Origin of the sequence: Epilithonimonas sp. (assembly GCF_032054305.1) — a bacterium.
Taxonomy (GTDB): Bacteria; Bacteroidota; Bacteroidia; order Flavobacteriales; family Weeksellaceae; genus Epilithonimonas.
Map to the genome: position 1 here is coordinate 579,756 of NZ_DAMBSX010000001.1, position 19,349 is coordinate 599,104.

A 19,349-nucleotide genomic window follows, 5' to 3' on the forward strand; every position below is an offset into this window, starting at 1 on the left:
AATTTAAAATTTAAAATTACTCTTCAAGTCTTACATCAAGTCCAAGACCCTGTAACTCGTGAAGTAATACGTTGAAAGATTCCGGAATACCAGGTTCTGGCATTGCTTCACCTTTCGCAATTGCTTCATAAGTTTTTGCTCTACCAATCACGTCATCTGACTTCACAGTCAAGATTTCTCTAAGGATGTTAGATGCTCCAAATGCTTCAAGAGCCCAAACCTCCATCTCTCCAAATCTCTGACCTCCGAATTGCGCTTTACCTCCTAACGGCTGTTGCGTGATCAATGAGTATGGTCCAATAGAACGTGCGTGCATCTTATCATCTACCATGTGCCCCAATTTCAACATGTAGATCACACCAACAGTTGCAGGCTGCGTAAATCTCTCACCAGTTCCACCGTCATATAAGTGTGTGCTACCAAATTTCGGAAGACCTGCCTGATCAGTATATTCTGTGATCTGCTCAAGACTTGCACCATCAAAGATCGGTGTTGCAAACTTTAATCCTAGTTTTGTACCAGCCCATCCAAGAACAGTTTCGTAGATCTGACCAATGTTCATACGGGAAGGCACCCCAAGTGGATTCAATACGATATCTACTGGCGTTCCATCTTCTAGGAATGGCATATCTTCTTCACGAACGATTCTTGAAACGATACCTTTGTTACCGTGACGACCTGCCATTTTATCCCCTACGTTCAGTTTACGTTTCTTAGCGATGTAAACTTTAGCTAATTTGATAATACCTGCAGGAAGCTCGTCTCCGATAGACAATGCAAATTTCTCACGGTTTTTAACTCCCGAAAGATCGTTGTATTTGATCTTATAATTGTGGATCAATTGTTTGATCCATTCGTTTTTGTCTGCATCAACGGTCCAATCTGCACCGCTGATGTTCACATAATCTTCAACAGATTGAAGCAACTTCAAAGTGAATTTAGTTCCCTTACCGATTACTTCTTCTTCCAGGTCATTTTTCACACCTTGAGAAGTTTTACCAGAAACCAAAGTATTCAATTTGTCAATCAAAGTGTTTCTCAAGTCATCGAATTTAGCTTTGTAAGTATTTTCGATTTCCTCAAGTTTGATCTTCTCTTCGCTTCTTTTCTTTTTGTCCTTGATATTTCTAGAGAACAATTTTTTGTTGATAACAACGCCTCTAAGAGAAGAATCCGCTTTCAATGAAGCATCTTTTACATCACCAGCTTTGTCCCCGAAGATCGCTCTAAGCAATTTCTCTTCCGGAGTTGGATCAGACTCACCTTTAGGTGTGATCTTACCGATAAGGATATCACCAGGCTTAACTTCTGCTCCGATACGGATCATACCGTTCTCATCAAGATCTTTGGTAGCTTCTTCAGAAACGTTAGGAATATCAGCTGTTAATTCTTCCATCCCTAATTTGGTATCACGAACTTCAAGAGAATATTCGTCAACGTGGATCGAAGTAAACCAGTCCTCACGAACAACTTTCTCATTGATCACGATCGCATCCTCGAAGTTATAACCTTTCCAAGGCATGAACGCAACCACCAAATTTCTACCAAGAGCCAATTCTCCATTTTCAGTTGCATAACCGTCGCAAAGAACCTGACCTTTTTCCACTGTATCACCAACTCTTACGTTTGGTCTAAGTGTAATAGTCGTACTTTGGTTGGTTTTTCTGAACTTAGTCAGTTTATAAGTTTTAGTAGCAGAATCGAAGTTAACTAGGTCATCCTCCTCGCTTCTTTCGTACTTAATAACTATTTTCTCAGCGTCCACATATTCTACAACTCCAGTTCCTTCTGCATTGATCAAAATCCTAGAGTCTCTAGCTACTTGTTTCTCCAAACCTGTCCCTACAACTGGTGCTTGAGGTTTCAATAATGGAACTGCCTGACGCATCATGTTAGATCCCATCAATGCACGGTTCGCATCATCATGTTCCAAGAATGGGATCAATGAAGCAGAAATACCAGAGATCTGGTTAGGTGCAACGTCGATAAGATCCACTTGTTGAGGCTCAACTACAGGATAATCACCATCCAAACGGGCAATAATTCTATCTGTTTCGAATTGACCTTCATCACTCAAAGCAACGTTTGCCTGAGCAATAACCTGATTTTCTTCGTCCTCAGCATTTAGATAAACAGGAGCTGCATTAAGATCAACTTTTCCATCTGTTACTTTTCTATAAGGAGTCTCGATGAATCCTAAAGTATTGATCTTTGCATACATACCCAAAGAAGAGATCAAACCAATGTTTGGTCCTTCCGGAGTTTCGATCGGACAAATTCTTCCATAATGAGTATGGTGAACGTCACGAACCTCGAAACCTGCTCTTTCTCTTGATAGACCACCAGGTCCTAGTGCAGATAATCTTCTCTTGTGAGTGATCTCCGACAATGGATTGGTCTGGTCCATGAACTGAGAAAGCTGGTTGGTTCCGAAGAATGAGTTAATCACAGATGTCAAAGTCTTAGCGTTAACCAAGTCAACCGGTGTAAAGATCTCGTTATCTCTAACGTTCATTCTTTCTTTGATCGTTCTGGCAATTCTAGAAAGACCTACACCAAACTGTCCTGACAATTGCTCTCCAACAGTCTTGATCCTTCTATTTGATAAGTGATCGATGTCATCAACCTCAGCCTTAGAGTTAACTAATTCGATTAGGTGTTTTACGATAGAGATAATATCCTCTTTTGTAAGAACCTGATTTTCTTCGGAAATATTAAGGCCTAATTTTTTGTTCAATCTGTAACGACCAACTTCACCTAATGAATATCTCTGCTCCGAGAAGAATAATTTCTCAATAATTCCTCTTGCAGTTTCCTCATCCGGAGCATCAGCATTTCTTAGCTGACGATAGATATATTCCACCGCTTCTTTTTCTGAGTTGGTTGGATCTTTTTGTAAAGTATTTTGGATGATAGAGAACTCATTAGAATTTTCTTTGTGAATCAAGATCGACTTAACTCCAGAATCCAAGATAACATCAAGGTGTTCTTTTTCTAAGATTGTTTCTCTATCCAAGATGATCTCGTTTCTTTCGATAGAAACTACTTCACCTGTATCTTCGTCTACGAAATCCTCGAACCAAGTGTTCAAAACTCTCGCAGCCAAAGTTCTTCCTTCTACTTTTTTAAGGGCAGCTTTGGAAACTTTCACTTCTTCTGCAAGGTCAAAGATCTGAAGAATTTCTTTATCAGACTCATAACCGATAGCTCTTAACAATGTAGTTAAAGGTAATTTTTTCTTACGGTCGATATACGCATACATTACGTTATTGATATCCGTAGTAAACTCCATCCAAGACCCTTTGAAAGGGATAATTCTTGAATAGTAAAGTTTAGTTCCGTTCGCGTGGTAGGTCTGTCCGAAGAATACACCTGGAGATCTGTGTAACTGAGTTACAATAACACGCTCTGCCCCATTGATGATGAATGAACCAGACGGAGTCATATAAGGAACCGGACCTAAATATACGTCTTGTACAACAGTCTGGAAATCTTCGTGCTCCGGATCTGTACAATACAATTTAAGTCTAGCTTTTAGAGGTACGTTGTACGTTAAACCTCTCTCTACGCACTCATCGATGGAATAACGTGGAGAATCTACCAGATAATCCAGAAATTCCAAAACGAATTGGTTTCTAGAATCTGTAATTGGAAAATTTTCCTGGAACGTTTTGTAAAGTGACTCATTCAAACGTTGCTCAGGAAGCGTGTCTAACTGGAAAAACTCCTTGAAAGACTGGATTTGGATGTCCAAAAAGTCAGGTGTTTCGATTCTACCTTTCGCTGATGAAAAGTTGATTCTCTCTGTACCTTGAACTTTAGGAGCGGCCTGTGTTTTACTCATAAAATTATAAGAAAAAGGGTTAAAAAATATTTTGATTTAAAAAATATCAGAACAGACAAAAGAAAAAAGAATTAGGAATAAAGATTTTTTGATTTTTGGCGCTATCAGAATAAACCTTGATTCTTTGGGTCTTGATTCTACAATCTAATTTCTAACTGCAACACCGGTATATCTTTTCACGGCGTAGTGCAAAATATTTTTATTTCTTTCAGACATTAGCTATTTATAAACAGAAAATCCCCTTCATGAAAATGAAAGAGTATATATTATTTTTTTAGTGTATATAAATTTATTAGCGCCAAAAGAGTTGCAAATTTATAACATATTTTTCAAATATACAAATCGTTATAAAATCTTAAACTTTCTGTGAACAAAAAAATCCTAATCTTACGATTAGGATTTTGACTTATATTAAAATCGAAATTATTTCAATTCTACTTCAGCACCAGCTTCTTCAAGTTGTTTCTTAAGAGCTTCTGCTTCGTCTTTAGATACACCTTGCTTGATTGGAGCAGGAGCACCGTCTACGATGTCTTTAGCTTCTTTAAGACCTGCACCAGTTAAATCTTTTACCAATTTAACAACAGCTAATTTAGAAGCTCCAGCTGATTTAAGAATTACGTCGAATTCTGTTTTTTCTTCAGCAGCTTCACCTGCACCACCTGCAGCAACTACTACTGCAGCAGCAGCTGGCTCAATTCCGTACTCATCCTTAAGGATAGCAGCTAATTCGTTTACGTCTTTTACTGTTAAGTTTACTAGCGTTTCAGCTAAATTTTTTAAATCTGACATTGTTGTAATGTTTTTTGTTGATTATTTATCTATTTTTTTGAGTGTAATTATTCAGCAGCTGGCGTTTCGTCAGTGCTTTCTGCAGCTGGAGCCTCTGGAGCTTCCTCAACAGCAGGAGTTTCTTCTACTGCAGGAGCAGCTTCTTCAGCTTTAGCTTCTACAGTTTCAGATTTGTTTTGAAGAGCAGAAACAACTCTTTGGATTGGAGACTGAAGCAATCCGATGATCTCACCGATCATTTCTTCTCTAGACTTGATGCTTACTAATGCGTCTAGGTTCTCATCACCAACATAGAAAGTTTCCTGAACGAAAGCTGATTTAAGAGCTGGTTTCTCTTCTTTCTTTCTGAAGTCTTTGATCAATTTTGCTGGAGCGTTAGCCGTTTCAGCAATCATAATTGCAGAGTTTCCTTTGAAAGTTTCGAACATCTCAGAGTAATCTACACCTTCGATCTGTTCCATTGCTTTTTGAAGCAATGTGTTCTTCACAACTTTTACTTTGATATTTTGCTTGAAAGCCTGTCTTCTGAAATCAGAAGATTTAGCAGCGTTCAAACCTTGTAGATCTGCTACGTAAACTACTTTTGCATCCTGAAGCAAATCTTTGATCTCTTGTATCGCTACAACTTTTTGGTCTTTTGTCATTGTCTTAAGGATTATAATTAGTTAACAGATTTAGTATCAATTGCAATTCCGGGACTCATTGTAGAAGACAAATAGATGCTTTTTACATAAGTTCCTTTAGCAGCAGTTGGTTTCAACTTGATCAATGTCGAAATCAATTCCTGAGCATTTTCTTTAAGTTTAGCAGCATCGAAAGATACTTTACCAATACCTGCGTGGATAATACCATATTTATCTACTTTGAAATCGATTTTACCAGCTTTTACCTCAGCAACCGCCTTTCCGATTTCCATAGTTACAGTACCAGATTTAGGGTTTGGCATAAGACCTCTTGGTCCTAAGATTCTACCCAATGGCCCTAATTTACCCATAACAGCTGGCATAGTAACGATAACGTCAACATCTGTCCAACCATTCTTGATTTGAGCCAAATAGTCATCTAGACCAACATAGTCTGCACCAGCCTCTTTAGCTTCTGCTTCTTTATCTGGAGTTACCAAAGCCAAAACTTTAATATCTTTACCAGTACCATGAGGAAGAGATACAACACCTCTCACCATTTGATTTGCTTTTCTTGGATCTACACCCAATCTAACAGCGATATCTACAGATGCGTCAAATTTTGCAAAATTTACTTCTTTTACCAAAGCAGAAGCTTCGTCAAGATTGTAAATTTTGTTCTTTTCCACTTTGCTTAAAGCTTCTTTTTGCTTTTTTGTCAATTTTGCCATTTCTTTAAGTTTTAAGCGTTAGTTGGTTTAGCTCCTGTTACTCTCAATCCCATAGACCTAGCAGTACCAGCTACCATAGAAATTGCAGGTTCAACAGTGAAACAGTTTAAGTCTCCCATTTTGTCCTCAGCAATTTTCTGAACTTGAGCCCAAGATACAGCACCTACTTTGTTTCTGTTAGGTTCTCCAGAACCACTTTTCAACTTTGCAGCTTCCAATAATTGGATTGCAACTGGAGGTGTTTTGATGATGAATTCAAAAGATTTGTCTTCATACACCGTAATTACTACTGGCAAAACTTGACCAGGCTTATCCTGAGTTCTACCGTTGAATTGTTTACAAAACTCCATGATGTTCACCCCTGCAGAACCCAAAGCTGGACCTACTGGTGGCGAAGGGTTGGCAGCGCCACCTTTCACCTGAAGTTTTACCATTTTAAAGACTTTTTTAGCCATTTTAATGTGTTGATTTGATTAATAAATAATTGAATGTGGAAGCATTAATTATTCAATATAAGTCACTTCGCATAAAAGAAGACCTATATTTCGGTTTGCAAAAGTATTAATTATTTTTGAATCTACAAATAGAATCTGCTGATTTTATATATTTTACAAAAAAATACCCACTCAATAATCTGAATGGATATTACTCTAAGAAAATAACTAAAATATTAGAACTCTAATGTGATAGATGCTCTGACAGCTGCCCCCATAATTGGTCTCGCCATTCTTACAGATGATGCAGTAGAAGATGTATCTCTTGGATCGCCTTCCGTAATACCTATTGTGTTGAAAATATTAGTAGCATCTATCCCAAATCTTACTTTTCCTAATTGATAAGATGTCCCAGCCCCAAACTCACTAAATGCTGGTAAAGAATAATCTTCTTTATTGTCTTCGGTCTGGAAACGTTTCCCGTAATAATTATAGCTTACATAAGTTCTCCATTCTTTGGTAATGTTAACCGCCGGAGAAATATTGAAATATAATTTAGGAATTCTTCTTACAAAATTGCCATCATAGTCAAAGGTAGTCCCATCTGCATTGGTTCCTGAAAAGTTTTTATACTTTGGACTTTGGATAGTTCCGTTGAAAGTAACTTCTAAAATATTACTAAACAATCTTGCAAAACCTTCGATTTCAACTCCTAAATTTCGAGTATCAGCAAATTTGTTTTCAGACCTTCCATTAGAAAGGATATCCGTGAAAGAAAGATTTTTAAGTGTTGAGTAGAAAGGGATCACACCAATATCAAACGTTCTTGAATAATATTTGTAACCTAGCTCTATCTGATTTGTCAATGCTGGTTTAAGTGCACTCAAGTCATCGATATTGTTATAATATGCTTCCTCGTTTGGAGACCTGAAACCGTGGGAAAATCTCCCGTAAACGGCATTTTGAGAATCAATTTTATAATTCAAAGATCCAGTGTACGATACTTTATCTACATCATATCTCCAATAAGTATATTGATTTCCCAATACACTCATATTATCATCAGCAGTTGTTGTGTCAAAACCGTGAGTTCCATCAATAGTAAGTCCAGAATTGTTTAAGTTTGCAGTAGTAGTATTTACTTTATAACCTCTATATGTATCATTACTGTAACGGATTCCTCCATTGAAACTTAACTTATCTGTCAAAGAATAATCTAGGTTTAGATATAAAGCATTCAAGCTTCCTTCTGTTTGAGAATCTCTAAGCAAGAATGACATATCTGTAACGCCATTATAAGTTTTTGAATAACCAACATCATTCGGACTAAGAGAAGTATCAACAAGATCAAGAAGTTGTGGCTTATCTGTAGCGGTTGTCAAAATATTACTCCAGTTCCAATATTGTTTTGATTTCCAATTGGATCTATAAAAACCTGCAGTGATATTTCCTTTATCTAATTTATAATTGAATTGCAAGTCATTGATGAAATTGTCCATCTGCTTATCAATTGCCCAGAATCCTAACTTTTGTACATATTGAGGATTTACAACTTGCCCATTCCCTACTAAAGAATATTGGGCTTTTCCATCTGCAATACCATTACTATTTGCAAAGTCACTTGCAAGAGTTGGTCCGCCAGATGGGAAAATTGCTGTATAATTAAGGTTGATATTGGTATATCTTGTTTTATTGATTACACTAAAATTGTTTCCAAGGTCATATTTGAATTCTGCACCCAGAACATCCATTTTAGGGTTGATTCCGTTTGTCAGATCTCTTTTAAAGAAACCTCCACCAGCTTGTGGAATATTCAACTGACCGATCGTGTTGTAGGTATAAGTTCCGTAATTCGCATTGAAACCTGGAAACTCTTTCAAATTGTTAGTTAAAGGAATTGGCAGGTAGAAGGCATTCCGGTCATCCAGTTTTTTGTAATACACTTTTGCATAACCTTTATCGAAGACATATTTCAAATTCATTCGGATTTGTCCTCCGTTATTAGCTTTGAAACCTGTTTTTCTGATTCCGTCATCTGTTCTGTAGAAACCTCCAATGTTGAAGAATAATTTATCTTTGACTAAAGCGCCACCAAGATTAAGATCTGTTCTCATCAATCCATAAGTACTGGTTTCCAACTTCGCAGCACCTTTGAAATCGTTGGTACCTTCTTTAGAAATAAAGTTAATCAAACCTCCCGGAGAATTGGTTGCGAAAATAGAACCTGTCCCACCTCTCAATGCTTCTAATCTTCCAGTTGTATTATCTACTCGGAAAAAGTTATCAGCGTTCGCAAACTGTAATGCACCATCTTCAAAAACCGGCAAACCGTCTTCCTGAATCTGTGTAAATTCATAAGCTCCAGCAGAAGGAATACCTCTTGCAAAAAGGTTGTTTCCTACTTCACCACCCGATGTTTCAACAGCAAAACCCGGAACTCTTTGCAACAATGCTGCTGCACTGATTGGATTCTGTTTTTGAATTTCTTTCGCTGTGAAAGTAGAAATTGCCGTTGCAGATTCTAATTTTGCTTTTGGCCTGGAGCTTCCAGTGATCACAACTTGCTCGATGTTATTAGATTTTATGGAGTCATTCTCAGTTTGTTGTCCATAAACATTTTGAAAGTAAAGCGATGCAACGCCAACCATCAAAAAAATCGAATTTCTTTTCATATCATATAATTATTTAAGGTTAATTGTTCATTTTCAAATAAACCCCATTGGTCCACCCAAATCCGTCCTGATTTGGATATTCTCCTCCGCCTGCAATACTTTTTACATCCACGGCATTATACTTTTCCATCAATTTTCCTGTATTGTTGTAAACACGTTCCACATTTTTGCTCCAGTTATATTTGATCTGTTCTGCCAAATCTTCAAAACCATAATTCTTCATCGCCGTATAACCGATCCATTGGTTCGGAGCCCACGCATTTGGCAAATCCCATTGTTGTCCTGTTTCTTTTGTCGTGGTGACAAGCCCTCCTGAATACAGGAATTTTTCAGAAATCGTTTGAGCTATTTCTTTCGCTTGTTGTTTGCTCGAAATCTTTAGAAATAATGGATACAAAGAAGCGATATGTTCAGATTGTGTTTGTTTGTTTTTTATGAAATTGAAATCTCTGTAGATTTTAGATTCCTTATCCCAAAAATATTTTTCAATATTTGATTTTCGTTGATTGGATAATGATTGATATTTTTCTTCAAGGTCAAATTTTCTATTGATATGAGCTGACTTCGCAAGAGTTTTTTCGAGATGCCAAAGCAGGCAGTTCACATCAACTTGCGCCAATTCCAAAGTATAGATTGTTCCGATATTTTCTCCATCTTCAAACCATCTGCTGGAAAAATCCCAACCCGATTCACAAGCTGCTCTGACATTTCTATAGAATTCAGAATTTTGAGAGTTTTCAGAATCTTTGACATCTATCAAATAACTTTCCGGACGAGGCAGATTTTCATCATCATAATAACGATTCAGAATATCGCCGTCATTAGTTTTCAAAACTCTTTTAACAGCTTTGCCGTTTTCTAGATCTTCAACTCCTGACATCCAGAACTCATATTCTTTCTCCAACGTTTCGAAATACTGGGAATAAATTTTTTCATCATTCGTGTTTTCGTAAATCAGATCCAACATCAAAGAAAAATAGGGAGGCTGTGAACGACTTAGAAAATAGCTTCGGCTGGCATTTGGAACAAAACCATAATTCATTATCAAATAAGAACAATTCTCAACGATGTTTTTCATCATTTCGACATTCCCGGAAACCTGTAATCCCAACATCACAAAATAACTGTCCCAATAAAAAAACTCAATGAATCTTCCTCCAGGAACGATGTAAGGTTTAGGCAACTGCAAAAGTGTTCCTTTATTTTCATAGGCAGTTCTGGCCAGCTGATTCCAAAGTTTCTCAATATGTTCTTTGATAGGAATTTTATTTTCGACAATATCATCTGCTCTTTCCGAAATTTGTTCCATGGAAAAATTTCGCAATACAAAACTTTTCAGATCAAAATCAGGCTTATTTTTTTCATTCGAATATCTTTTTTCAATTTCAGCAATTGTAAATAACGGAATAGCGTCTACCATTGTTTTTTGGTCATCGAAAATTTCAGCTTTTTGAACAGCTTCGAACAGATTGTAAAAATCTTTTATATCGGTATAGTTTTTCATTTGCATATAATTTTTATTTCTTACCAAGCTGTTTGTTCATCATTATTACAAAAATCAGCAATAAGGACAACGGGATAAATGATAGATAAAATGCTTGCTGCCCTCCAGTTTCCTGAAATACAAATCCAGTAATCATAGACCCAAGTGTTCCTCCGATGGCGGAAAAAACGACAATAAGACCAGACATAGAACTTTGCAAGTATTTCGGGATCGATGCAAGAATCACAGAGTTGATGCTTGGATAGATCGGTGCAAGAAAAACACCCATCAATGGGAAAATATACACAGCCAAAGGTGCATTGAACCAAGTTACATTTTCGTCAAGGTGAATGTCATGCGTTAATGGTAAAACTAAAAATATGCTCATTGCAAAACAGATAACGCAAAACGAAACAACATAGATCCATTTATATTTTCTTGAAAAAAATCCAGATAGAAATCTTCCTAATGCAAATGCACCGGCTAAAACTGCTCCAGCCTGAACAGCCATACTCGTTGGAAGATGAAGAATTTCCTTATAAAAAGTAGGTGTCCAAGTTTGGAAACTCTGTTCTACAAGTACGAATAAAAATGCACATACAATGAAGAATAAAACTTTCTTGAGTTTAAATAAACTGATGCTATTTTTCACATCGCCTTTCAGACTTGTGTTCTCTATTTTTGCTTCACTTTCATCTAGTTTTGAAAATACCAGAATCAGGAATGAAACGGCTGACAACAATCCTAAAACCCAATAAGTTTTAAGCCAGCTTTTTGATTGTGGATCACTGTCATCTATGAAAAGGCTGAAAAGAACATTTCCCACCAAAACGCCTATCATAAAAAAACCTTCAAGAAATCCCATAATACTAGAATGTTCTTTGTCATTATTCGTGATTAATCCAATTGCCGTAAAAACGGAGATCTTGATAAGCGCAAATGAAATCCCGACAACACAAAACAATATTTTGAAATACCAAAAAGCATTTGCAAATGGCATTAGAAAACACATAACACTTACCAAAGCTAATGCAATCAACATAGACTTTTTCAACCCGATCTTAGGAAGAAAGGAAGCTAAGAGGAAAGAACAAATCGCAATTGGCAAATCTTTGAAGCCTTCCAAAATGCTTGCATCGGATTTTGAAATTCCAAAATTTTGCTGAACCTGAAGAATAACCGTTCCCACCGAATTCAAAAGAATGGCAAAAAGGAAATAGTTCAGAAAAAGGACTGCTTTAATATTTAAGTTTTTCATCGATTACAAAATTATCCAGAAACAGTTTACATTAATTTAACACTATAAATCATTAATGACACTACATTAATATAAAATAGTATATTTACCTAAATTATCAATTAATTAAATGAAAGTAAGTTACGAGAATGTTAAGGCTGATGAAAATTCATCTTTTCGTACGTTACACATGAATTTTCCTGTGAAAGAATTTCGTTGGGAATACCATTATCATCCGGAATTGGAATTGGTTTGCGTAGTTTCTGGGAGTGGAACACGACACGTTGGCTATCATAAAAGCAGTTTCAGAGATGGAGATCTGGTTTTGATAGGTTCCAATATTCCCCATTCAGGATTCGGGCTCAATTCCTCTGATCCTCACGAAGAAATCGTTTTGCAGTTTCGAGAAGAGATCATTCAGTTTCCAAAAGATGTTGGGGAATTAGCAAGTCTCAGAAAACTTTTATCTGTCGCAAAGTTTGGAGTCTTATTCAGTAATTCAATGAAAGAAAAAATATTGCCAAAGCTTCGAAAAATGATGGATACAGAAAATCACAAAAGATATATGTTGCTACTAAATCTATTAGTAGAACTTTCTGAAGAAAAAGATTACACCTTGCTGAATAAAGAGGTCATGCCACACACGATTATTTCGAAAAACAGGGAAAGGTTACAGTCTATATTTACATTCGTAGAAAAGAATTATCAGAAAGAGTTTGATATCAATGAAATTGCGGCGATTGTAAATCTTACTTTGCCATCTTTTTGTAATTTTTTCAAAAAAACAATGAAAATAACCTTCACAGACTTTGTCAATCAATATAGAATCGAAAAAGCCTGCCATCTTATTTTGCAGGGAAAAAGTGTCTCGGAAAGCTGTTACAGCACAGGCTATAATAATATATCTTATTTCAACCGTGCATTCAAAAAATATGTTGGAAAAACGCCAACCGAATTCAATAATGAGTTGATAAAATAAAAAAAGACCTAAGAAATAATCTTAGGTCTTTATATGTTATAAATAAGAGTCTATACTTTTTCAACTTGCATGAAGCTAAGTTCCATCGGGGTTTTTCTACCAAAAATAAGAACTGAAACTTCCACCTTCTTCTTGTCTTCCAAGATTTTTTCTATAGTGCCATTGAAACCATTGAAAGGACCATCGATCACTTTTACATTTTCTCCAACAATGAAAGGAATCTCAACGTCTGTAGCAAATTCAGAAAGTTCATCCATTCTTCCGAGCATTCTGTTAACCTCAGATTTTCTCATCGGAACAGGCTCTCCTCCTTTTGTAAGACTCAAGAAAGAAATAACTCCCGGGATGTTTTTGATAACGTGAGGAACTTCTCCAACTAAATCAGCTTCTACCATAAGGTAACCAGGATAATAAGGCTTCTCTTTTGGAACTTTTTTACCATTTCTGATCTGGATAACTTTTTCCATAGGAATTACCACTTGAGTAACATAAGCATCCATGCCTAAGCGTTGGATTTCGTTCTCAATATAATTCTTCACTTTATTTTCCTGTCCGCTAATAGCTTTCAGCACATACCATTTCGATTCGCTCATGAGGAAAGTAATTTTTGGATTAGTTAAATAGATTAATAAACGTCGCAATAAGATTCTTGATAGTAACACTAAATAAAGAATCTACTCCAAATGTAAATAAAGCAAGAATAACCGTAGTAACAGCTACAACAATTGTAGAAGACTGAAGATCTGGCCATTTTGGCCATTCCACTTTATCTTTAAATTCTGTATAAGAACCTTTTAAAAAATTAACTAATGAGCTCATATTTTAATTTTGCACGGGCACTAGGATTCGAACCCAGATCAACGGTGTTGGAGACCGGTATCCTACCATTGGACGATGCCCGTAGATTAAAAGTTCCGTAAGTTTCCTTACGGAACTTTAATTTTATATTAAGATGATTAATCTAGGATCTCAGTAACCTGACCAGAACCTACAGTTCTACCTCCTTCTCTGATTGCAAATCTAAGACCTACATTAAGAGCGATTGGTTGTAGCAATTCTACAGTGATTTCCAAGTTATCACCAGGCATTACCATTTCTACACCTTCTGGCAAGAAGATTTCACCTGTAACGTCAGTAGTTCTTACGTAGAACTGAGGACGGTATTTGTTGTGGAATGGAGTGTGACGTCCACCTTCTTCTTTAGAAAGGATATAAACAGAAGCTTTGAATTTTTTGTGAGGTTTCACAGAATCTTTCTTAGCGATAACCATACCTCTCTTGATGTCAGTTTTTTCAATACCTCTCAACAATAGACCTACGTTATCTCCAGCTTCACCTCTATCTAGGATTTTTCTGAACATCTCAACTCCTGTAATAGTAGAAGTCAATTTCTCATCACCCATACCAACGATATCAACCGGATCTCCAGTGTTGATAACACCAGCCTCGATTCTACCAGTTGCAACAGTACCTCTACCTGTAATAGAGAATACGTCTTCGATTGGCATCAAGAAAGGCTTATCAGTATCTCTTGGTGGTTGCTCGATCCAAGTATCAACAGCGTCCATCAATTCTTCAACAGATTTGAACCATTTATCCTCAGTATCAACTGTAGCAGCAGTAGCAGCAGTAAGAGCTCCTAATGCAGAACCTTGGATCACTGGAGAGTTATCTCCGTCGAAATCGTAAGTAGACAACAAGTCTCTAAGTTCCATTTCAACAAGCTCTAACAATTCTGGATCATCCACCATGTCAACTTTGTTCATGAAAACAACGATTCTTGGTACGTTTACCTGACGGCAAAGCAAGATGTGCTCTCTAGTTTGTGGCATAGGTCCGTCTGTAGCAGCACATACAACGATAGCACCATCCATTTGAGCAGCACCCGTTACCATGTTCTTTACATAATCCGCGTGACCTGGGCAGTCAACGTGAGCGTAGTGTCTTTTTTCTGTTTCGTACTCGATGTGAGCAGTATTGATTGTAATACCTCTTTCTTTTTCTTCAGGAGCAGAGTCAATTGCAGAGAAGTCTTTTTTCTCAGCAAGACCTTTGCTTGCTAATACAGCAGAAATAGCAGCTGTAAGAGTAGTTTTACCATGGTCAACGTGACCAATAGTACCAATGTTCAAGTGTGGTTTTGAACGATTAAACGTTTCCTTTGCCATGATTTTAATATTTAATTTATTTAATATTGTTTTTTTCGGTTTGCAAATATAATGAATTTTTAAATATCAAAAATTATTTTACATAAAAAATAATAACATGACTTTCAATTTGAAATAACTTAAAAACAATCCTTTACATTGACTGCCGAATCAGAATGCAAATTTACATTAATTATATAAAATGATTCCAAAAAAAAGCCTGAATATATTCAGGACTTCTGAGCCAACTACGGGATTTGAACCCGTGACCTCTTCCTTACCAAGGAAGCACTCTACCCCTGAGCTAAGTCGGCTTAAAAAAAAATCACATCCCGTAAGGTTTGTGATTTTGAGCGAAAGACGGGGGTCGAACCCGCGACATTCAGCTTGGAAGGCTGACGCTCTACCAACTGAGCTACTTTCGCAATTTTTGTTTCCTAATTGTTGGTAAACGTGTGCAAATTTAAAAATAATTTTTGAATCTGCAAAATAATTTAAATCATAAAAAAGTGGGGAGAGCAGGATTCGAACCTACGTAGCCGAAGCAGCTGAGTTACAGTCAGCCCCATTTGACCGCTCTGGTATCTCCCCAGTATTTTTTATAAATTGAGCCTCCAGAGGGATTCGAACCCACGACCCCGAGATTACAAATCACGTGCTCTGGCCAACTGAGCTATGGAGGCAAATAGATTTCAAAAGAGCTTTCTTTTCTGCGTTGCGGTTGTTTCCGTTTTGCGAGTGCAAATATGAGACACTTTTTTGAAATCTACAAATATTTTTACAAAAAAATTTTAATTATTTTTTTAAGCTAATTCTTTTTTCTTGATTAACAGTTTTTTAGCCGTTTCCACACAATCGTCCAAACTTTCCTCAAAACTTGCACAGGTTTTCTTTACCACGATATCATTACCCGGGATCTTCACAACCAACTCTGTTGTTTTATTTTCTTTTTCTGATGTATTTTCTACTTTAAGGTAAACCACAGCCTCTACAATTTTGTCATAAAAAGTTTCAAGCTTGGCCAATTTTTTTTCAATTCTTTCTTTTAATGGTTCATGAGGTGTTACACCTACAGTCTGAATCGTAATCTTCATAACGTCTGATTTTAATGGTTAAACAATTAAATAGTAATTTTACTCCATATCATTTTGTTTATTCTTAGTTTCTCTTGGATGTGCGTTTTTATAAACTTCTTTCAGTTTTTCTATATTCGCGCTTGTATAGACTTGTGTACTTGCTAAACTGGCATGTCCTAATATTTTCTGAACCTTAGATATTTCTGCACCTTGGTTCAGGACGTGTGTTGCAAAAGTATGCCTCAGAATATGCGGACTCCTTTTTTGCTTAGAAGTAACTATACTAAAGTACTTATTAACGACCAAATACACAAACTTTTCACCCAGTTTTTTTCCATTTTTATTAACGAAAAAATATTGTTCATTTTCTGAATTAGCCTTACGGATATTGAGATATAATTGAAAATCTGCAAACAATTCATCTGCAATAGGAATTATTCTAGCTTTGTTTCCTTTACCAATAACTAATATTTCTTTTTTTGAGAAATCCACATTCTCCAACAAGAGGCCACATAATTCCGCTTTTCTGATTCCTGTCTGATATAAGGTTTCTATAATCAGCTTATCAAGAAGTGTCATATCCCCCTTCTCCTCTACTTCTATTTTCATTTGATCCATTTCTTCCACAGAAAAAGGAATCCGTTTTTCAGCATAGAATTTAAGCGAATCTATAGTTTCCATGGGCGAAACCTTTATCTCTTCCAGTCTAAGCATAAAAACATAGAAACTACGTAGCGAGGACAGCTTCCTATTGATGCTTCTTTTACTCAGTCCGGAATTACTCATTTCCACAATAAAATTTTTAATGACCTTTTTATGAACATGAACAATATCTTCTGATGCTTCTGTCTTGAGAACAAAGGCCGAAAAATCTAACAAGTCTTTTTTGTAGTTGATCAATGTATGTGGAGAATATCTTTTTTCCACTGTTATGTAGTCCAGAAATCTTTCTATCATACGTATATAAATGCAAAATCACTTCCAAATATAGAAATTCGGAAGTGATTTTTATTATGTTTTGCTAAAAAGAACTTAAGCTTGTTCTTCTTTGCTCAAGTTTCTTTGCTTGTGAGCTGCTTTTAGTTTAGCTTGTCTCAAAGTTACAGAAGGCTTAATAAATTGTTGTCTAGATCTAAGTTCTCTTACTACTCTAGTTTTATCAAATTTTCTTTTGTACTTTTTTAAAGCTCTGTCGATAGACTCTCCGTCTTTTACTGGTATTATTAACATAATTTACATCTCATTTTGAAGTGCAAAAATAAGAATAATTTATTAATCTGCAAATTTTTGAAAGGTTATTTTGATAAAATAATATTAAGGGTTTAATCTTTCTGAATAATTTTAACGCAAAAATCGCCAAGATTTTTTGACATTATTGAAAAATATTTTTAAGGTTCGCAAAGGCGCTTGCGCTCAGCAAAAACAATCAAAAAGTAAGTTTGTCATTCCTTAGGAATCTCAGCAGTATGGGTTCCTAAGGAATAACAATATTGTTTTTTAATATTGAATGTTGAATAGATGACAAATCCCCCTAGCCCCGATTGCAGTGGAAATCCTTTTTTGTGTGATCTGCAAGTTCTACTTAACGGAAAGCGTCGGCAAAAAAGATTGCAACGGAAAGCGGGAATTGCTCCAAAGCAATCGACGGAGTCAAACAGCTCCTAAAAAATTATCAAATAAAAACTCCCGAATAAATCGGGAGTTTTTTATATCTTAAGCTTTGATATACATCGCTTTTTTGATTTCTTCTTTCACTTTTTCCAGTTTCGGGAACCATTCTGCGAACAATGCGGCAGAATATGGCGCTGAAGCATCTGGTGTTGTGATTCTCTTGATTGGCGCATCCAAATAATCGAATGCTTTCTGCTGAACCATATATGTGATTTCCGAAGCAACTGAGGCAAATGGCCAAGCTTCTTCTAAAATTACTAATCTGTTTGTTTTCTTCACAGACTCAAGAACCGTATCGTAATCCAAAGGACGAACTGTTCTAAGGTCTATAACCTCAACAGAAACACCTTCTTTTTCCAAATCTGCCGCAGCTTGTAAAGCCAGTTTCATTATCTTACCGAAAGAAACCAAAGTCACATCTTTCCCTTCTTTCTTGATATCCGCTTTGCCAATTGGAATATAATATTCTTCTTCAGGAATTTCCATTTTGTCGCCATACATCTGCTCAGACTCCATAAAGATAACTGGGTCATTATCTTGGATAGCCGTTTTCAGAAGCCCTTTTGCATCATAAGGATTCGAAGGAACAACAACTTTAAGACCTGGACAGTTTGCATACCAACTTTCGAAAGCCTGAGAGTGCGTTGCACCCAACTGACCTGCTGAAGCTGTTGGTCCACGAAAAACCGCCGGGCAATTCCATTGTCCTGCGCTCATCTGATAGATCTTTGCAGCATTATTGATAATCTGGTCAATCGCAACCATCGAGAAGTTGAATGTCATAAATTCTACAATCGGACGATTCCCGTTCATCGCAGCTCCAACTGCAATACCAGTAAAACCAAGTTCGGCAATCGGTGCATCGATGATTCTCTTTGGTCCAAATTCATCAAGCATCCCTTTTGAAGCTTTGTAAGCTCCGTTATATTCTGCAACCTCCTCTCCTACTAGAAAAATAGATTCGTCTTTACGCATTTCTTCGCTCATCGCCTGAGCAATTACTTCACGAAATGTATATTCTTTCATTTTTAATAATTGATTATGAAAATGTTCTTTTTAAAATTTCGAAATACAAAAGTATTAATTTTTTTGTTATGCTAATAATAAAAAAAGGCCTCCAAAAGGAAGCCTGCTATTTATCATAATTTTCGATTAATCAACTTTGTGCCAAGTTTGTGTTTTGACCGCAATCCCTAAAATGAGTGCCTTTACTTTTAACTCATCGCCTTCTCTTACGATTTCAGTTTTATAGGATTTTCCATCTTTAGGATTGGTAATCGTACCTCCAGAAAACTCATTGCCATCTTTTGAAAGTCCTCTGATGATCTCTAGTCCGATAAGAGGTTTGTTCTTACGGTCATCTTTACATTTTACACAGTTGTTATTCTCTGGCTTTATTAATAACTGAACGATTTTGCCAACATATTTTCCTTTCGAGTCCTTAGAAATTTCTACTATGGATTTTGGTTTTCCGGTTTCGTCATCAATTGTTTTCCACTTCCCTTCGATCTGAGCAAATGATAAAATGCCGATGAATGTTAAGGCAAATGCTAAAATTATTTTTTTCATTGTCTTCTATTTTAAGTTGTTTTGTTTTTGATAGGCTTTTTCCGTTAACGTTAAATTAACATTGTTAAAAATATAAATTTATTTTAAACAA

The 19,349-nt window shown here is 36.3% G+C and carries 17 protein-coding genes and 5 tRNA genes; 1 reads left to right on the forward strand and 21 read right to left on the reverse strand.

Going from position 1 to position 19,349, the window contains the following annotated elements:
- Positions 1-16 precede the first annotated feature (16 nt).
- The 8 genes from rpoB to RTX21_RS02635 all read right to left on the reverse strand — a co-directional run bounded on the left by rpoB (position 17) and on the right by RTX21_RS02635 (position 11,837).
- Entirely contained in the window at positions 17-3,844 is a 3,828-nt protein-coding gene (gene rpoB, locus RTX21_RS02600) for a DNA-directed RNA polymerase subunit beta (protein WP_312765159.1), read from the reverse strand.
- 423 nt (positions 3,845-4,267) lie between these two features.
- Positions 4,268-4,636: a 50S ribosomal protein L7/L12 gene (rplL, locus tag RTX21_RS02605; RefSeq protein ID WP_116031725.1), complete on the reverse strand. Its 369-nt coding sequence runs from the start codon at positions 4,634-4,636 to the stop codon at positions 4,268-4,270.
- A gap of 47 nt (positions 4,637-4,683) precedes the next feature.
- Positions 4,684-5,280, reverse strand: a complete 597-nt coding sequence (gene rplJ, locus RTX21_RS02610; protein ID WP_312765160.1) for a 50S ribosomal protein L10 — start codon at positions 5,278-5,280, stop codon at positions 4,684-4,686.
- 17 nt (positions 5,281-5,297) lie between these two features.
- Positions 5,298-5,990 carry a 50S ribosomal protein L1 gene (gene rplA / locus RTX21_RS02615; protein ID WP_028121267.1) on the reverse strand — a complete coding sequence of 231 codons (693 nt, stop codon included), beginning with the start codon at positions 5,988-5,990 and terminating at the stop codon, positions 5,298-5,300.
- 11 nt (positions 5,991-6,001) lie between these two features.
- Entirely contained in the window at positions 6,002-6,445 is a 444-nt protein-coding gene (gene rplK, locus RTX21_RS02620) for a 50S ribosomal protein L11 (protein WP_312765161.1), read from the reverse strand.
- A 215-nt stretch (positions 6,446-6,660) separates the two neighbouring features.
- Positions 6,661-9,096 carry a TonB-dependent receptor domain-containing protein gene (locus RTX21_RS02625; RefSeq protein WP_312765162.1) on the reverse strand — a complete coding sequence of 812 codons (2,436 nt, stop codon included), beginning with the start codon at positions 9,094-9,096 and terminating at the stop codon, positions 6,661-6,663.
- A 19-nt stretch (positions 9,097-9,115) separates the two neighbouring features.
- Complete coding sequence (locus RTX21_RS02630; RefSeq protein WP_312765163.1) at positions 9,116-10,600, reverse strand: trehalase family glycosidase; 1,485 nt, start codon at positions 10,598-10,600, stop codon at positions 9,116-9,118.
- Between the two features lie 13 nt (positions 10,601-10,613).
- Complete coding sequence (locus RTX21_RS02635; RefSeq protein WP_312765164.1) at positions 10,614-11,837, reverse strand: MFS transporter; 1,224 nt, start codon at positions 11,835-11,837, stop codon at positions 10,614-10,616.
- Positions 11,838-11,946: 109 nt separating this feature from the next.
- Here RTX21_RS02635 and RTX21_RS02640 point away from each other — a divergent pair, with 109 nt between their 5' ends.
- A complete protein-coding gene (locus RTX21_RS02640; protein WP_312765165.1) occupies positions 11,947-12,795 on the forward strand; it encodes an AraC family transcriptional regulator in 849 nt (282 codons plus the stop codon).
- Between the two features lie 50 nt (positions 12,796-12,845).
- On the opposite strand, the gene nusG is transcribed toward RTX21_RS02640, so the two are convergent.
- The 13 genes from nusG to RTX21_RS02705 all read right to left on the reverse strand — a co-directional run bounded on the left by nusG (position 12,846) and on the right by RTX21_RS02705 (position 19,258).
- Positions 12,846-13,388 carry a transcription termination/antitermination protein NusG gene (gene nusG, locus RTX21_RS02645; RefSeq protein WP_089873322.1) on the reverse strand — a complete coding sequence of 181 codons (543 nt, stop codon included), beginning with the start codon at positions 13,386-13,388 and terminating at the stop codon, positions 12,846-12,848.
- Positions 13,389-13,407: 19 nt separating this feature from the next.
- Positions 13,408-13,614 (reverse strand): preprotein translocase subunit SecE, encoded by a 207-nt coding sequence (gene secE / locus RTX21_RS02650; protein ID WP_027384133.1) that lies wholly within the window; start codon positions 13,612-13,614, stop codon positions 13,408-13,410.
- 12 nt (positions 13,615-13,626) lie between these two features.
- A tRNA-Trp gene (locus tag RTX21_RS02655) sits at positions 13,627-13,697 on the reverse strand.
- A gap of 54 nt (positions 13,698-13,751) precedes the next feature.
- Positions 13,752-14,963, reverse strand: a complete 1,212-nt coding sequence (gene tuf / locus RTX21_RS02660; RefSeq protein WP_027384134.1) for an elongation factor Tu — start codon at positions 14,961-14,963, stop codon at positions 13,752-13,754.
- 221 nt (positions 14,964-15,184) lie between these two features.
- Positions 15,185-15,256, reverse strand: a tRNA-Thr gene (locus tag RTX21_RS02665).
- A 38-nt stretch (positions 15,257-15,294) separates the two neighbouring features.
- Positions 15,295-15,367, reverse strand: a tRNA-Gly gene (locus RTX21_RS02670).
- Between the two features lie 85 nt (positions 15,368-15,452).
- Positions 15,453-15,533, reverse strand: a tRNA-Tyr gene (locus RTX21_RS02675).
- 18 nt (positions 15,534-15,551) lie between these two features.
- Positions 15,552-15,625, reverse strand: a tRNA-Thr gene (locus RTX21_RS02680).
- Positions 15,626-15,745: 120 nt separating this feature from the next.
- Positions 15,746-16,036, reverse strand: a complete 291-nt coding sequence (locus RTX21_RS02685) for an HPF/RaiA family ribosome-associated protein (RefSeq protein WP_312765166.1) — start codon at positions 16,034-16,036, stop codon at positions 15,746-15,748.
- A 39-nt stretch (positions 16,037-16,075) separates the two neighbouring features.
- Positions 16,076-16,975, reverse strand: a complete 900-nt coding sequence (locus RTX21_RS02690) for a tyrosine-type recombinase/integrase (protein ID WP_312765167.1) — start codon at positions 16,973-16,975, stop codon at positions 16,076-16,078.
- Positions 16,976-17,050: 75 nt separating this feature from the next.
- On the reverse strand, positions 17,051-17,248 hold the full coding sequence (gene rpsU / locus RTX21_RS02695; RefSeq protein ID WP_027384137.1) for a 30S ribosomal protein S21: 198 nt from the start codon (positions 17,246-17,248) through the stop codon (positions 17,051-17,053).
- Between the two features lie 483 nt (positions 17,249-17,731).
- The gene (locus RTX21_RS02700) at positions 17,732-18,715 is read right to left on the reverse strand and encodes a pyruvate dehydrogenase complex E1 component subunit beta (protein WP_312765168.1); all 984 of its coding nucleotides are present in this window, start codon (positions 18,713-18,715) and stop codon (positions 17,732-17,734) included.
- A 126-nt stretch (positions 18,716-18,841) separates the two neighbouring features.
- The gene (locus tag RTX21_RS02705) at positions 18,842-19,258 is read right to left on the reverse strand and encodes a DUF2147 domain-containing protein (protein ID WP_312765169.1); all 417 of its coding nucleotides are present in this window, start codon (positions 19,256-19,258) and stop codon (positions 18,842-18,844) included.
- Positions 19,259-19,349 lie beyond the last annotated feature (91 nt).

Bases quoted from the DNA above. Each gene is read 5' to 3' on its own strand.
- secE (WP_027384133.1), bottom strand. From the start codon at position 13,614: ATGAGCTCATTAGTTAATTTTTTAAAAGGTTCTTATACAGAATTTAAA.
- tuf (WP_027384134.1), bottom strand. From the start codon at position 14,963: ATGGCAAAGGAAACGTTTAATCGTTCAAAACCACACTTGAACATTGGT.
- nusG (WP_089873322.1), bottom strand. From the start codon at position 13,388: ATGAGCGAATCGAAATGGTATGTGCTGAAAGCTATTAGCGGACAGGAA.
- RTX21_RS02700 (WP_312765168.1), bottom strand. From the start codon at position 18,715: ATGAAAGAATATACATTTCGTGAAGTAATTGCTCAGGCGATGAGCGAA.
- RTX21_RS02690 (WP_312765167.1), bottom strand. From the start codon at position 16,975: ATGATAGAAAGATTTCTGGACTACATAACAGTGGAAAAAAGATATTCT.
- RTX21_RS02640 (WP_312765165.1), top strand. From the start codon at position 11,947: ATGAAAGTAAGTTACGAGAATGTTAAGGCTGATGAAAATTCATCTTTT.
- RTX21_RS02630 (WP_312765163.1), bottom strand. From the start codon at position 10,600: ATGAAAAACTATACCGATATAAAAGATTTTTACAATCTGTTCGAAGCT.
- rplK (WP_312765161.1), bottom strand. From the start codon at position 6,445: ATGGCTAAAAAAGTCTTTAAAATGGTAAAACTTCAGGTGAAAGGTGGC.
- rpsU (WP_027384137.1), bottom strand. From the start codon at position 17,248: ATGTTAATAATACCAGTAAAAGACGGAGAGTCTATCGACAGAGCTTTA.
- rplA (WP_028121267.1), bottom strand. From the start codon at position 5,990: ATGGCAAAATTGACAAAAAAGCAAAAAGAAGCTTTAAGCAAAGTGGAA.
- RTX21_RS02635 (WP_312765164.1), bottom strand. From the start codon at position 11,837: ATGAAAAACTTAAATATTAAAGCAGTCCTTTTTCTGAACTATTTCCTT.
- rplL (WP_116031725.1), bottom strand. From the start codon at position 4,636: ATGTCAGATTTAAAAAATTTAGCTGAAACGCTAGTAAACTTAACAGTA.
- RTX21_RS02625 (WP_312765162.1), bottom strand. From the start codon at position 9,096: ATGAAAAGAAATTCGATTTTTTTGATGGTTGGCGTTGCATCGCTTTAC.
- RTX21_RS02685 (WP_312765166.1), bottom strand. From the start codon at position 16,036: ATGAAGATTACGATTCAGACTGTAGGTGTAACACCTCATGAACCATTA.
- rplJ (WP_312765160.1), bottom strand. From the start codon at position 5,280: ATGACAAAAGACCAAAAAGTTGTAGCGATACAAGAGATCAAAGATTTG.
- RTX21_RS02705 (WP_312765169.1), bottom strand. From the start codon at position 19,258: ATGAAAAAAATAATTTTAGCATTTGCCTTAACATTCATCGGCATTTTA.
- rpoB (WP_312765159.1), bottom strand. From the start codon at position 3,844: ATGAGTAAAACACAGGCCGCTCCTAAAGTTCAAGGTACAGAGAGAATC.